The sequence below is a fragment of the Staphylococcus intermedius NCTC 11048 genome (assembly GCF_002902385.1).
GTDB lineage: Bacteria > Bacillota > Bacilli > Staphylococcales > Staphylococcaceae > Staphylococcus > Staphylococcus intermedius.
The window spans coordinates 1-14580 of the sequence record NZ_PPQH01000014.1; the positions used below are offsets into that span (position 1 = coordinate 1).

The following is a 14580-nucleotide window of genomic DNA, read 5'->3' on the forward strand; positions in this document are numbered from 1 at the left end:
CTTATGAGTAGTGTAATATATAATAAGATCGATAATGAAATGTATAAAGATAATATCAAGTTAGGTTCTTTATAGCGTTATTTGCCAATTATTCTTTTGTGAGTGATATGAAAGCAAATGTTCATTTATGAAGAGGAATTTAGATTTTGCCCATCAAGGATGTGTAACCGAAAAATTAAGTGAATATTTAGCGAAATATACATATTTCTGTCGCAAAATAGTATCATAGACTTAACTCACGAATTAATGGAGATTCAATGTTTTAAGTAGGTATTTGTTACAATTGTATCCAATCATGAGAACATTGCTTATCATTTAGGTAGCAATCATAGAAAAAGATAGCGTGTCACTTTTGCTTTGAGGAGGTCATTGATATGCGGATATTGGCAATTTTGATATATTTGTTAGTTGTCCTAATAAGATTGAACATCGTAAAAGCACCATATTTAGATGAAAATACTAAAAGTCTCATCTTTATATTCATGACGCTGTTAGTGCCAACTTTTATTATTAGGCCGATCTTTAACAAGAGTACTAAAAACTTAGTGCCTTTAAATTATAAGGAACTAGAAGCATCTGTAGCATTACCTAAAGGGACGAAAATGTATACGAAAGCATCGCTACTCATTAAGGGCATGTATGTAAAAGGTAACCGTTCTAAAAGTAGTATCGTGATTCATCCTGAGTTGATTGAAAAAGTCCCCATTGATGAATTGAGATTTCTCATCTATCACGAGGTGTGTCATATTAAAAATAATGACATCACTAAAAACCAATTATTTCGCGCATTGAGTTATGGTGTTTTGCCTATTTTGCTTGTTTTTATTTCCGGGTTTATAGAATTTACATCTATGAATCTATTTATCGCTTATATCGTATTGGCTGTCATCATCTATTTAAGTGGTATTCTCTTATATTTTTTGCGCATCAGACATAGGGAATTAACATGTGACAGTTATGCAAGCTACCATACGAGTCGTGAAACGGGGATTCGTTCATTGCTGACATTAAAAAAATTAGGGGTTTTAAAAGATACAAAATTAGTTTTATTTGCGAGCCATCCCAATTTAGACAAAAGAATACAAAATCTTGAAAACAGCTGAAATGCGGTTTAAAATTGATCAGCTATAATGTATGAAATTGAAACAGGCCTCGGATTTGTGTAGAACGCTCACTGCATAAATTAGGGGCTTTATTCATGATTTCAGATGAGGGGGCTAAAATGAGGAGATTCAAGTCAAGCTATGTTTTAGAAGATGAGTGATTCAAAATAGCCAGAACTGGGCGGGGTTTTTAAGAGACAAAGCTAATTTTGAAATGTAGCTTACATGAAATACATAAAAGAGAAAGATCTTGAAATCAAACAAAATTAAAAGAGGCACCTCACAAATGAGATACCTCTTTACATCATAGACTTCCAAAATTCACCATCTGGATAATTCAATTTTCTTACTTTCTGTTGCAACATTAATTTTTTTAGCTCTTTCTGCAACGTCTTCTCTGGCCATTCATAAATCGTGAGCAACTCTTCTTCAGTCACCAATTGCTTTTGTTGAATATATTCGCATAATTTAGGTGGTAAGCTTTTTTCTATAGGTGATCCCATCATTTCGTTAATGATATACGTATAAATATGGTATGGATAGAGTCCTTCTACTTTTAACCCTTCAGCTTGAATATCTTCATTGAAAAATACTAAAGAAGGGGCTTGTTCGACTTCCATTTCTCGCGCGATATGGAGATCTATCTTCAGGCTCTCACGTAATTGTCCATTTTTTAAATCGTCAAGATAAACATCATAATCAAGTCCAGCATTAATAATACATTTTGCAATCATGTCTTCTGTCACAATATCGCGTTTTGGAATAATTTCGTTTTGGATGAGATGCATAAAACGATGCGCACGTGCACGACCTTGTAGCTCAGCCGCTTTAAAGGCGAGTGCGATATTGTCACGATCTGATGTACTTTGTGCCTGACATTTCGTGAGTACCCGCAATGATGGGTTTAAGATATGACGAATACGGATATATTGATGGTATTCTATTCTTAACTTTGACAAAACTGCAGATAGCTTAAAACTGTCTTTGTCAAATGGATCAAAAAAAGAATATATTTCAATCTTACTGACAGGTGAAAGATTTGAATCTTCACGACAAGTATTTACAATAGCTCTCAATTCTTTCGTCATGTTATTTCACCTACAATTAATTTTCTATATTGACCATGTGATTTGCTGTTAAACGTAATCTTTCGTACAAATAATCGCCCGCACCATGAGGAAGTTGGGCGTGCGTAATTGCAATGTGCATATTTTCAAGCCATGCTTCTTTCGCTTTGTCATCAATTGGAAATGGCATGTGACGCATTCTTAACATAGGATGACCGTGTTCTTGCGTATACAAGTCGGGTCCACCTAAAAATTGTGTTAAAAACTGTTTTTGTTTACGTGCTGTTTCTGCAAAATCACCCGGAAACAAATGATTAATACGATTGTCTTGTTCTACTAGGCTATAGAAGTGATCAATCAACTGATAAAGTTTTTCTTGTCCAATCACTTCATAAGGCGTTTGGGTCATTTATATCACCGCTCATATGACTTATTATATATAAATCATAACATGAATTTTTACATTTCAAAGCAAAAACACTTACATAGCATAGCGTGAGTGTCTGTTGTTGTGCACAATCGTATTTTCGGACGAAATAAAGGTGCAACATGACGGTTTTTGAAAATACAAAATTGCCTTCTGCATCAACGAATTGTCACTGAATAGATGACAGGTGATCGTCGTGTTAAGGAGTTTAGCGTGTTGCTTTATCCTAGAGTACACCTTCAAAATGTTATTTTCATTATTTTACAGTTTATGGAATGAGAGATAAAGAAAAATGCATGGTTCGCTATCAGTATTTTAAGTTTTTATTGATGTTCGCGTTGATATTCGAAAAAGCGTTGTACTTTATTTTTTGGAACGACGGGTGACAATTTGAGTTCTGCCAACAAATCATTAAATGCTTGTTGTCCAGCTTTGAAATCACTGACTTCAAATTCGAGTTCATAATCCTCGGTTCCTAAATAAAGACTATGATCGAGGACAAGTAATCCATCGACTGTCTTTGTTTCTAATCGAAATGTGGTTAAGGCGCCTAAGATTTTTAATTGATCCAATTGAACATGACGCTGTTGAAGGACTTCACGGATGTCATCATCAATCTGAGAACCCTCGAGTGTCATGTTTGCTACGGGTTGAATTTGGAATGGCGCGTTATATTCCAATAATCCTACTGTATCAGGGACTTTTAATGTGAGTTCATAAGTGCCATCCGCTTTTTCACGGATGCGTAACGCCATTTTTTGAGATTGTATTTGAAAATCAGGTGTATCAATATAGTAATTCACTTGTTTAAAAGGGGCTTGACCTTTAAAATAGTGTGCTTTGATAGCTGAATAACTGTTTTTGTCCAGTAATTGTTTGAATTCTATTTCACGTTCAATTGCCAATGAAATCACTCCTTATGCCATATTATGCCGAATTGATACGAGATTGAAAAGTATTTAGAATAGGGTAGAGTTCACCAATGAGAGTGCGCGTGAATTGTGTTAAAATGTTATGTGATGAGGAGGAAAGTATATGCGTATTTATGTCAACGAAGTAAAAATTCAAGATAACCGTATTTTATGCTATACGGATCAACCTACAGAGGGTCTAACAGAAGTCGGGCAAATGCTTGCTGATAGTGACCGTCATGCTTTTGTTTATTTATTAGACGATGGCTCTTCATTCTCATACTTATTGTTTGTAGAAGAAACTTGGTCCATGCTTCACGAACATCGAGATAAAGAGATAGTCATTAATGATGCCTTAACACTCACAAACTTTTCTGAGGAATTAGATTACCTGCTCGACAATATCAAAGGTAATTCGAATTATGGAAAAGAGTTTGTGTCTGCTGTTGAAGAAACATTTGAACTCGTATGAAGCGGAGTGAGGTAAGATGAACCAATGGGAAATTTTTCTAGCACCCTATCAACAAGCGATTGATGAATTGAAAGTGAAATTAAAAGGTTTACGCAAACAATATCAAGTGAATGAACATAATTCACCGATTGAATTTGTGACTGGGCGTGTCAAACCGATTTCAAGTATTGTTGATAAGGCAAATAAAAGGGGAATTGCATTCGATAGTCTGCGCGAAGAAATGTATGATATTGCGGGACTTCGAATGATGTGTCAATTTGTGGATGATATTGATATTGTTGTCGAGCTATTACGTCAACGCAAAGATTTCAAAGTGATTGAAGAGCGCGATTACATTAGCAATACAAAACAAAGTGGTTATCGTTCATACCATGTGATTATCGATTATCCTATTGAAATGTTGGATGGGACGAAATCGATACTCGCTGAAATTCAAATTCGAACACTTGCAATGAACTTTTGGGCGACGATTGAACATACATTACGTTACAAGTATGATGGCGACTATCCACCAGAAATTCAAACGAGACTCGAACGTGCCGCTGAAGCCGCATTTCTTTTAGATGAAGAAATGTCTGAAATCAAAGAAGAAATTCAGGAAGCACAAAAGTATTATTCTAAAAAGCGTGCCAGCAAGCATGATCATGATAATTGAGGTGTGTATAAATGCGTTACGTTATTTTATCTAAGGGTGATCCTAAATCAGAAGCATTGAAGCATAAAATGATGTGCCACATGCAAGACTTTAATATGATAGAGGATGCTGAAAACCCTGAAATTGTTATTTCTGTCGGTGGTGATGGGACTTTGCTTCAAGCGTTCCACCATTATAGCCATATGTTGTCACGTTGCGCATTTGTCGGGATACATACAGGGCATCTCGGTTTTTATGCAGACTGGCTCCCACATGAAGTTGAAAAACTGATCATCGCAATTAATAAGGCTGAGTTTCAAGTTATTGAATACCCGTTGTTGGAAGTCATTGTCCGTTACAATGATGAGGGGTATGAAACACGTTATCTTGCATTAAATGAAGCGACGATGAAAACTGAAAATGGAAGTACATTAGTTGTGGATATTGATATACGTGGGCAACATTTTGAGCGCTTTAGAGGTGACGGGCTCTGTGTTTCTACACCATCAGGTTCAACAGCCTATAATAAAGCGTTAGGTGGGGCACTGATTCATCCGTCATTAGAGGCGATTCAGTTGACTGAGATTGCGTCGATCAATAATAGAGTGTTCCGCACGGTGGGGTCTCCGCTCGTATTGCCTAAACATCACACATGTCATGTCAAACCTGTCGATCATGGTACGATTTTGTCGACCGTTGACCATATAAGTGTCAAACATAAAAATGTGAATGCTGTCCAATATCGTGTCGCCAATGAAAAAGTACGATTTGCACGTTTTCGACCTTTCCCATTTTGGAAACGTGTGCATGATTCATTCATTTCTAGTGGTGAATCATTGTGATTTTTAAATACCATGTGACAGAATCGACAACGTTAAAGATATTTTTATATGAACAACAATTTTCAAAAAAGACGTTGAGCGCCATTAAACAAGATGGCGCTCTCCTCGTTAATGGCATGGCACGTACGGTACGCTATTCGTTGCAAGTCGGTGATATATTGGAAGTCCATTTACCAACAGAGCAACCTAGCCCATACCTTGAGCCTTATCATGCGCCGTTAAATGTTTTATATGAAGATACATGGTTGCTGATTGTGGCAAAACCGAGTCATCAGAATACAGCGCCTTCACGCGAACATCCACATGAGAGTTTGGTCGAACAAGCATTAGCGCATATGCAGAAAAAGGGAGAACGAGGGATTCCGCATATTGTGACACGCTTAGATCGGAATACGATGGGCATTGTCATTATCGCGAAATCACGACACTTGCATCACTTGATGAATCAATGTGAAATTGAAAAATATTATGAGTGTATTTGTGAAGGCGTTTTGACAGAACAAGGTGTGATTGATCAACCCATTGCGAGAGCGTTAGATAGTATTATTAATCGAGTCGTGTCGGAAAAGGGTAAGCCTGCTCGAACTATTTATTGGCCGCTTAAAAACTTCAAGACTTATACTTGGTGCCGTGTTAAACTTGAAACGGGTAGGACACATCAAATTCGTGTGCACTTTCAATGGTTAGGGGCACCGTTAGTGGGCGATACATTATATGGACACGCACATCATACGTATCAAACCCAATTATTAAAATGTGCAGAGGTTAGGTTTGTGCATCCATTGACTCAGGAAAAACTGACAATCAAGAATGAACAGCCTCACTTCGCACAATTATTAACCACTTTGTAAATTGATAGGAACGATGGAGGTGGCAAACGTGGTGAACGACAATGAACAAATCTTATTAGATGACGAAGAAATGTTCAACAAAGCTTTGTTAGATGATTTTATCGCGAAAGGGGATATCGACGGCTTTCGTGAAGAATTTTTAGCATTGCACTCATATGAACAAAGCGAATATTTCGAAGTTAGTGACGATGATGTCCGTCAAAAAATGTATCGATTTTTATCTCCAGAAGAAGTTGCAGAGTTCTTTGAGAATTTGGAGATTGATGAAGAGGATTATGAAGCATTATTTGAAACGATGAATGCGACCTATGCGAGTCAAGTGCTCGAGCAAATGTCTTACGATAATGCGGTCGATATTTTAAATCAGCTTTCGAAAAAGAAAATCGCGAGTTTATTAATGTTGATGAACCGCGAAGAAGCAAAAGAAATAAAAGCACTACTCCATTATGATGAAGATACAGCCGGCGGTATCATGACGACGGAGTATATTTCACTCACAATTAATACACCTGTACATGAAGCGTTAATGCGTGTTAAAGATCAAGCACCCGACGCCGAAACGATTTATGTCATTTTCGTAGTCGATGAAGATAAAAAACTGGTTGGGGTTATTTCATTAAGGGATTTGATTGTAGCTGAAAACGATGCGTACGTTGAAGACATCATGAGTGAACGTGTCATTAGTGCGAATGTCGCTGATGACCAGGAAGATGTTGCGCAAACGATGAGAGATTACGACTTCATCGCGATGCCCGTAGTAGATTATCAAAATCATTTGTTAGGGATTATCACAATTGACGATATCGTCGACGTTATGGATGAAGAGGCGAGCGAGGACTACTCTCGTTTAGCCGGTGTATCTGATATCGACTCGACAGATGATACGATATTCCAAACTGCGTTAAAACGTTTGCCGTGGCTTTTGATTCTGACTGTATTAGGTATGATCACGGCATCCATTTTAGGCTCATTTGAAGAAACGTTAGAAAAAGTTGCCTTATTAGCTGCATTTATACCAATTATTAGCGGGATGTCTGGTAATTCAGGTACCCAGTCGTTAGCCGTATCTGTGCGTAATATTTCAACAGGTGATATTAAAGAAAAGAGTAAGATTAAACTCGCCTTACGTGAATCTGGTAGTGGCTTTTTGACAGGCATTACATGTGCCATCAGTTTAAGTTTTATCATTATGTTGTTGTACGGTCAGCCTTACCTTGCATTGATTGTAGGAACAAGTTTGACAATTGCGATGACGGTAGGGACAACGATTGGCTCGGTCATTCCACTTTTGATTAATCGTTTAGGTATTGACCCTGCTGTTGCGAGTGGACCGTTTATTACAACGATCAATGATATTGTCAGTATGTTAATTTATTTCGGATTAGCTACGACTTTTATGTCATATTTAATTTGAGGGGGTTCCCATGGAATTTGTATCGCTTGTCGTCGTCATAGTAGCTGCTATGATTACGCCGATTTTGATTCATAGGTTAAAAATATCGTTTTTACCTGTTGTGGTCGCCGAAATTTTAATGGGGATTATCATCGGGAATTCGTTTTTAAATCTCGTACATCGAGATGAAATGTTGAATATTTTGTCGACATTGGGCTTTATATTTTTAATGTTTTTAAGTGGCTTGGAAATTGACTTTTCAGCATTTAAAAAAGATAAAAGTAAAAAGAACAAAGACGAGGAAAAACAAAAAACACCGAGTCATTTTAAGCTTGCATTGAGTGTGTTTATGCTGATTATGATGATATCGATTATACTCGCATACGCATTTCGATGGATGGGCTTAATTGATGATGTGTTGTTAATGGTGATTATCATTTCAACGATTTCGTTAGGTGTTGTTGTGCCAACGTTGAAAGAAATGAATTTAATGAGTACGACGATTGGGCAATTAATTTTGTTAGTTGCGGTATTGGCCGATTTAGCGACAATGCTGTTACTAACAGTTTATGGTGCACTCCATGCTTCAGGTGGTGGCACGATTTGGCTGATTGGTATTTTAGTCGTGTTTACAATCGTGTTCTATTTCTTAGGTGGCTTATTCAAAAAAGCACCATTTTTAGAAAAGTTAATGGCAGGAACGACACAAATTGGTATTCGAGCTGTTTTTGCGCTTATTATTTTACTCGTTGCGTTAGCTGAAGGTGTCGGTGCGGAACATATCCTAGGTGCCTTTTTAGCGGGTGTGGTTGTGTCGTTACTCGGCCCCACACAAGACTTAGTTGAGAAACTTGACTCATTTGGATATGGTTTCTTCATTCCGATTTTCTTTATTATGGTTGGCGTGGATTTAGACATTCCATCACTCATTAGTGACCCTAAGATATTACTCATTATTCCAGTACTGATTATTGCATTTATTATTTCCAAATTATTGCCTGTCATGCTGTTAAAAAAATGGTTTGATATGAAGACTACGATTGCTTCTGCATTTTTATTAACATCGACACTTTCGCTCGTCATTGCAGCGGCCAAAATCGCTGAAAAACTTGGTACGATTAGTGAAGAAACTTCAGGGATTTTAATTTTAAGTGCAGTCATTACGTGTGTCTTTGTGCCGATTGTCTTTAAGAAATTGATCCCGATTCCAGATGAAATGCAACGGTCTATTAAAGTGGCCATGATTGGAAAAAACCAATTGTCGATACCGATTGCACAGGGATTGCGGTCACAGTTATATGAGATTTCGTTATACTACCGAAAAGACTTATCAGACCACCGTGTACTATCCGATGATATTACGATGGTTGAAATCACTGATTATGATTCTGATATATTAGAACGATTAGGATTGTATGATAGTGATATCGTCGTATGTTCAACAAATGATGATGACATTAACCGTCGTGTTGCATTAATGGCTAAAGAACATGGTGTCGAACGCGTCATTTGTCGTCTTGAAACGAACGATGAATCACAAGAATTAAGTAGCCAAGGTATCGAATTGTTTAGTAACTTCCAAAGTAACCAAATTTTATTAAAAGGGATGATTGAGACGCCAAACATGCTAAACTTATTAAGCAATGTCGAAACCTCTTTATACGAAATTGGAATGTACAATTATGCGTTCGATCATATGCAACTGCGTCATTTCCCATTTGGTGGCGATATCATCTTTGTCCGCATTATTCGTAACAATGAATCGATCGTGCCACACGGAGATACGCAACTCCAATATGGTGACCGTTTGATTGTGACAGGTACGAAAGAATATGTGGATCAACTAAAAATAGAATTAGAAATGTTTTGATGCATACAGACACAGTTTTGAAATACCGATAAAAGTGGTTTCAAGGCTGTGTCTTTTTCTTCAAAAGGGAAATACTTTTCAAAATTTAGTACCAGATGTTAAAATTAATATAATCATGTTATTAAACGTAAAGGAGCAATTTACAGTGATGAATCTTGAAGGTAAAACTTTTGTAATTATGGGTATCGCAAACAAGCGTAGTATTGGTTTCGGTGTAGCAAAAGTGTTAGACCAATTAGGCGCAAAATTAGTTTTTACATACAGAAAAGAAAGAAGTTTTAAGGAATTGGATAAGCTTGTCGATCAACTGAACCAATCTGAAAAACATGTATACCAAATCGATGTACAAAGCGATGAAGAGGTTGTCAATGGCTTTGAAAAAATCGGTAAAGAAGTCGGCAAAATTGATGGCGTGTTCCATTCAATCGCATTTGCACGTGTTGAAGAATTGAGAGGACGTTTTTCAGATACATCACGTGACGGTTTCTTACTTGCTCATGACATCAGTGCGTATTCATTAACGATTGTTGCACGTGAAGCACGCAAAATTATGAATGAAGCGGGCAGTATTGTGACATCATCATATATTGGTGGAGAATTTGCAGTACCTAACTACAATGTCATGGGTGTCGCAAAAGCAAGCCTTGAAGCATCAGTAAAATATTTAGCGGCAGACTTAGGTCAAGATAACATCCGTGTGAATTCGATTTCTGCAGGTCCAATCCGTACATTAAGCGCACGTGGCGTTGGTGGTTTCACGAGTATCTTAAAAGAAATTGAAGAACGTGCACCATTAAGACGTAATGTTGATCAAGAAGAAGTAGGGAAAACAGCTGCGTATTTACTAAGTGATTTTTCTTCTGGTGTGACAGGTGAAAATATCCATGTTGACGCAGGTTACCACGCGATACGATAAAATTAATGAACATTAAAAAAAGACACCCCCAATGGAGAGGTGTCTTTTTGTGATTCTTAGGCTTGTAGACCTAAGAATCACAGTTGCTATAATAAATCCAAAAAATAACCATCACTAACTTTGGAGAAGTGAGATGGTAAAAAGATAGCACATGTAGCACATTTTGTCTATTGATTTTTATTTAATAAACATTATTATTTTATAACCGGGAATGAATACGGAAAAGTGGAAAGTGATATGGTAACTTTTCTATTATAGAAATACTAAGCCTCATCATTCCCATTTTATAATAAATAGAATAAAAGTATTAATTAATATAATTGTGGACAAAATATAGATAGGCTTATAAAATGAAGGTGTGAGAAAGTTAGATGGATGGTGGCTATCTCAGTATAAAGAGAGGTGATGCGTATGAACGTATTATCAAAATCTTTAGAAAGGAGAAGCCTCGAATGATAAGTGTCATAGATGTACTGATGCTGATGTGTGCTTTCGGTAGCTTTATCGTAGCTTTAATCAGTTTAGTCGTGTTGATTACTACAAATGTTCAAAAAAAATAACCATCTCTAACTTTGGCGGTTAGATGGTTATTTTTTACATTTAACGAAGCCACCGTCTTTTTAACGGTCTCACTGAGGCAATGCACAAGATGTGTGTTGCCTTTGATACATATAAAATAGCACATGTCACTTATTTTGTCTATTGATGATAGGGTTCTTTCTTTCGACATTGTAATGAAGATACATAAAAGGAGCCGTTATCGCTTGCGTGCTATCACTCATATTGATGTGGCTCAAATAGAGGTGACTCATATGAAAGATTCATTTTTATGGAGTAAGCAGTTTATCCCTGAGTATTTTATTGTAGCGTTTGTCGTTTTTCTTTTGTATCGATTTTATATACATGTCGATCATTTTGCTACATATTATCCCGTATTCTTTTGTGGGCTATTGGGATTGGATCGATTAAAAATCCCTATGACAAGGACCACCATCGACAACAGAAAAATAAGGTTTCCAATGAAAATGTCGTGCCTATTTGTAGGACGGCTTTTTCATTGTTTGAAAGTTGAGTAAAAAACAGACACGCCTGAACCAAAATGAGGTCGGCATGTCTGTTGATACATTCAAGTATTTCTTAGTCGTTCACGTCACTATGTGCTTTGTGCATAATTTGGTGACGGTATTTGAACACGTTACGTACGATGGTTTTAAGTACAGCATATAGTGGCACTGCGACTAAAATCAGTGCAAAGCCACCTAAACTTCCAGAAGCTAAAATGACAATGATAATTGTGAGTGGGTGAATGTTTAATGATTTACCCATCACATTTGGTGTAATGACATTACCTTCTAGCTGTTGTGCGATTAGAGTAATGACACAGACCCAAATGAACGTTGTTGGACTTTGAATTAAGCCTAAAATACCAGCGGGTAGGAATGCCATCCAAGGTCCTAAAAATGGAATCATGTTTGCTACAATGGCAAACATCACTAATAACATTGTGTACTCTAAACCGATAATTGAATAACCAATATATAAAATAGCACCAAGAATTAAACTTACTGTCACTTGGCCTTGAATATAAGACATCAGTGTGTGGTTTAAATCTTTTAATAAGTTAACGATGAATATTTTACGTTCACCATTAAAAATATTTGCGACTGCTGGAATGAAACGTTCGTGATCCTTTAACATATAAATTAAGAAAAAAGGTACTAAAATCAACAAGAACAATGTCGACACAATACTTGAAATAATGTTTAGAGAGTTGGACAACAGTTCTGAAGTCATTTGACTTAAATAAGAGATGATGTCATTGATTTTTTCTGTGACTTGATCAGGTAAACGATCACGTTGGTCGAGTGCAAAATTAATTAAACGCTCAGTTTCGCGTTGAATAAATGGAATTTGATGGATTAAATTCTCAATTTGAGTGGCAATAACCGGCCCAATCACACCAATCACTGCTGCCATCATTGCTGTTAATGCGAGTAAAATAATCGTAATGCTTGCCCATCGCGGTATATGACGCTTCTCGAGCATTTTCTGGAATGGCAAACAAATATAAAATAAAAACCCACTTAGCAATAAAGGTAATAAAACCGATTGAATGATAATAATGATGGGCATAAATATGTGGTTAACATCTAAAAATAATTTGATGATTAAAAATAAAAGTAGCAGGGCTACACCCGTTCGGAACCACACTTTATTTGTCATACATTGTTTCCTCCTTCTATAAGAACACTGATTACAGTATATCCCAATCGGTATCACGTTAAAAGAAAAAATTGACCCAATATGACAATCATTTTTATTTTCATTTGGTGTATTGTCTTTAAAAAAGAGTTGCACGGAATTTTTTAACTGTGTATACTTATATCAGATTTATCAGAAAATTATTAAAAATCGATATATAGAAAAAGGGGGAGTGCGTATGTTAGAAACGATTGTGGGATGGCTCAATGATATTGTTTGGAGTAAGCCATTAGTTTATGGTCTTTTACTAACGGGAGTCGCGTTTAGTTTGATGAGTCGATTTTTACAGGTCCGTCATTTTAAAGAAATGATTCGTCTCATGTTTCAAGGAGAAAAGTCACCAACTGGTATTTCTAGTTTTCAGGCCATTGCGTTATCATTAGCAGGTCGTGTAGGTACGGGGAATATCGTTGGGGTATCTACAGCAATATTTATCGGGGGCCCTGGTGCGGTCTTTTGGATGTGGGCAACCGCATTTTTAGGTGCAGGGACAGCTTTTATCGAGTCAGCATTAGGTCAAATTTATAAGCAAGAAGAAGACGGTGAATACCGCGGAGGTCCAGCATACTATATCGAAAAAGGGATTAAAGGTAAATTTGGCAAGGTTTACGGCTTAGTCTTCGCTATTGTGACGATTATTTCTGTTGGTCTATTACTACCGGGTGTACAGTCTAATGCCATTGCAAGTTCAATGCATAATGCGTTTGGAATTCAGCCATGGGTGATGGCAGTTGTACTTGTTGTCGTTTTAGCGCTCATTATTTTTGGTGGGGTGAAATGGATTGCAAAAGTAGCGACAGCAGTTGTTCCGTTTATGGCAATCATTTACATCTTAATGGCAATTGTGATTATCGTACTGAACATTCAAGAAGTGCCGGCATTGTTTGCGCTTATTTTTAAATCAGCATTCGGAATGGAAGCCGCTTTTGGTGGTATTATCGGTGCAATGATTGAAATCGGTGTAAAACGTGGCCTTTATTCAAACGAAGCGGGTCAAGGTACGGGTCCACACGCAGCGGCAGCAGCTGAAGTATCTCACCCTGCGAAACAAGGTCTCGTTCAAGCGTTTTCTGTTTACGTAGATACATTATTCGTTTGTACAGCAACAGCACTCATTATTTTAATTTCTGGTACATACAATACAACAGACGGTACGGTTGGGGCTGATGGCATGCCAGGATTATTGAAAAATGGCGAAATTTTCGTTCAAAACGCAGATGGTACGAAAGATTATTCAGGAACAGCGATGTATGCACAAGCAGGGATTGACAAAGCATTGCAAGGTTCAAGTTATCACTTTGATCCGAGCTTCTCTGGATTTGGTTCATACTTCATTGCGATTGCGTTATTCTTCTTTGCCTTTACAACGATTTTAGCGTATTACTACATCGCTGAAACGAATGTGAGTTTCTTAACCAATCGGATTGCTAAAAATCAAAACCGATTATGGCGTAATGTGACACGTCTCGTTTTAATCGCAGCGACTGCATACGGTGCGGTGAAAACAGCAGATATCGCATGGGCTATGGGTGACCTAGGTGTCGGATTGATGGCATGGCTAAACATTGTCGCGATTTGGATTTTGTATAAACCAGCGATGCATGCATTAAAAGACTTTGAGCGTCAGAAGAAAGAAAAAGGGACAGGCAAAACAGCCATTTATCGTCCTGACCCTAAAGAGATTCCAACTGCAACGTTTTGGTTAGAAGATTATCCGAAACGTTTGAAAGAAGAAGATATTCAACCGTAACGTCATAAGTTAGATATAATAGCGTCAAATCAAGCTTTATAGATTAACACAGCACGCGTCTCCTGATACAATGAGATTAATT

General features: G+C 37.1%; 14 protein-coding genes. 10 read left to right on the top strand and 4 right to left on the bottom strand.

Annotation, left to right across the window (positions count from 1 at the left end; all coding sequences use genetic code 11):
- Positions 1 to 374: 374 nt before the first annotated feature.
- Positions 375 to 1103: a M48 family metallopeptidase gene (locus CD138_RS03950; RefSeq protein ID WP_019167283.1), complete on the top strand. Its 729-nt coding sequence runs from the start codon at positions 375 to 377 to the stop codon at positions 1101 to 1103.
- 299 nt (positions 1104 to 1402) lie between these two features.
- On the opposite strand, the gene yjbH is transcribed toward CD138_RS03950, so the two are convergent.
- The 3 genes from yjbH to CD138_RS03965 form a co-directional block, all read right to left on the bottom strand.
- Complete coding sequence (gene yjbH / locus CD138_RS03955; protein WP_019167282.1) at positions 1403 to 2191, bottom strand: protease adaptor protein YjbH; 789 nt, start codon at positions 2189 to 2191, stop codon at positions 1403 to 1405.
- Positions 2192 to 2207: 16 nt separating this feature from the next.
- Positions 2208 to 2579 (bottom strand): truncated hemoglobin YjbI, encoded by a 372-nt coding sequence (locus CD138_RS03960; protein WP_019167281.1) that lies wholly within the window; start codon positions 2577 to 2579, stop codon positions 2208 to 2210.
- Positions 2580 to 2920: 341 nt separating this feature from the next.
- Positions 2921 to 3502, bottom strand: coding sequence for a CYTH domain-containing protein (locus tag CD138_RS03965; RefSeq protein WP_019167280.1), 582 nt, complete (start codon positions 3500 to 3502; stop codon positions 2921 to 2923).
- 130 nt (positions 3503 to 3632) lie between these two features.
- Here CD138_RS03965 and CD138_RS03970 point away from each other — a divergent pair, with 130 nt between their 5' ends.
- From CD138_RS03970 to CD138_RS14130, 8 genes are all read left to right on the top strand, one after another.
- Positions 3633 to 3980 carry a UPF0738 family protein gene (locus CD138_RS03970; RefSeq protein WP_019167279.1) on the top strand — a complete coding sequence of 116 codons (348 nt, stop codon included), beginning with the start codon at positions 3633 to 3635 and terminating at the stop codon, positions 3978 to 3980.
- Between the two features lie 16 nt (positions 3981 to 3996).
- Positions 3997 to 4635: a GTP diphosphokinase gene (yjbM, locus tag CD138_RS03975; protein WP_019167278.1), complete on the top strand. Its 639-nt coding sequence runs from the start codon at positions 3997 to 3999 to the stop codon at positions 4633 to 4635.
- An 11-nt stretch (positions 4636 to 4646) separates the two neighbouring features.
- Positions 4647 to 5456, top strand: coding sequence for an NAD kinase (locus CD138_RS03980; RefSeq protein ID WP_019167277.1), 810 nt, complete (start codon positions 4647 to 4649; stop codon positions 5454 to 5456).
- Positions 5453 to 6307: an RluA family pseudouridine synthase gene (locus CD138_RS03985; RefSeq protein WP_019167276.1), complete on the top strand. Its 855-nt coding sequence runs from the start codon at positions 5453 to 5455 to the stop codon at positions 6305 to 6307. Before CD138_RS03980 ends, CD138_RS03985 begins: the two co-directional genes overlap by 4 nt.
- Before the next feature lie 70 nt (positions 6308 to 6377).
- A complete protein-coding gene (gene mgtE / locus CD138_RS03990) occupies positions 6378 to 7721 on the top strand; it encodes a magnesium transporter (protein ID WP_373364639.1) in 1344 nt (447 codons plus the stop codon).
- Between the two features lie 10 nt (positions 7722 to 7731).
- A complete protein-coding gene (locus CD138_RS03995) occupies positions 7732 to 9570 on the top strand; it encodes a monovalent cation:proton antiporter family protein (protein ID WP_019167274.1) in 1839 nt (612 codons plus the stop codon).
- 145 nt (positions 9571 to 9715) lie between these two features.
- On the top strand, positions 9716 to 10486 hold the full coding sequence (fabI, locus tag CD138_RS04000; RefSeq protein WP_019167273.1) for an enoyl-ACP reductase FabI: 771 nt from the start codon (positions 9716 to 9718) through the stop codon (positions 10484 to 10486).
- 452 nt (positions 10487 to 10938) lie between these two features.
- Positions 10939 to 11046, top strand: coding sequence for a putative holin-like toxin (locus CD138_RS14130; protein WP_162137358.1), 108 nt, complete (start codon positions 10939 to 10941; stop codon positions 11044 to 11046).
- Between the two features lie 577 nt (positions 11047 to 11623).
- Here CD138_RS14130 and cozEa read toward each other — a convergent pair.
- Positions 11624 to 12709 carry a lipoteichoic acid biosynthesis protein CozEa gene (cozEa, locus tag CD138_RS04015; protein WP_019167270.1) on the bottom strand — a complete coding sequence of 362 codons (1086 nt, stop codon included), beginning with the start codon at positions 12707 to 12709 and terminating at the stop codon, positions 11624 to 11626.
- A gap of 217 nt (positions 12710 to 12926) precedes the next feature.
- Here cozEa and CD138_RS04020 point away from each other — a divergent pair, with 217 nt between their 5' ends.
- Positions 12927 to 14498, top strand: coding sequence for an alanine/glycine:cation symporter family protein (locus CD138_RS04020; protein ID WP_019167269.1), 1572 nt, complete (start codon positions 12927 to 12929; stop codon positions 14496 to 14498).
- Positions 14499 to 14580: the final 82 nt, after the last annotated feature.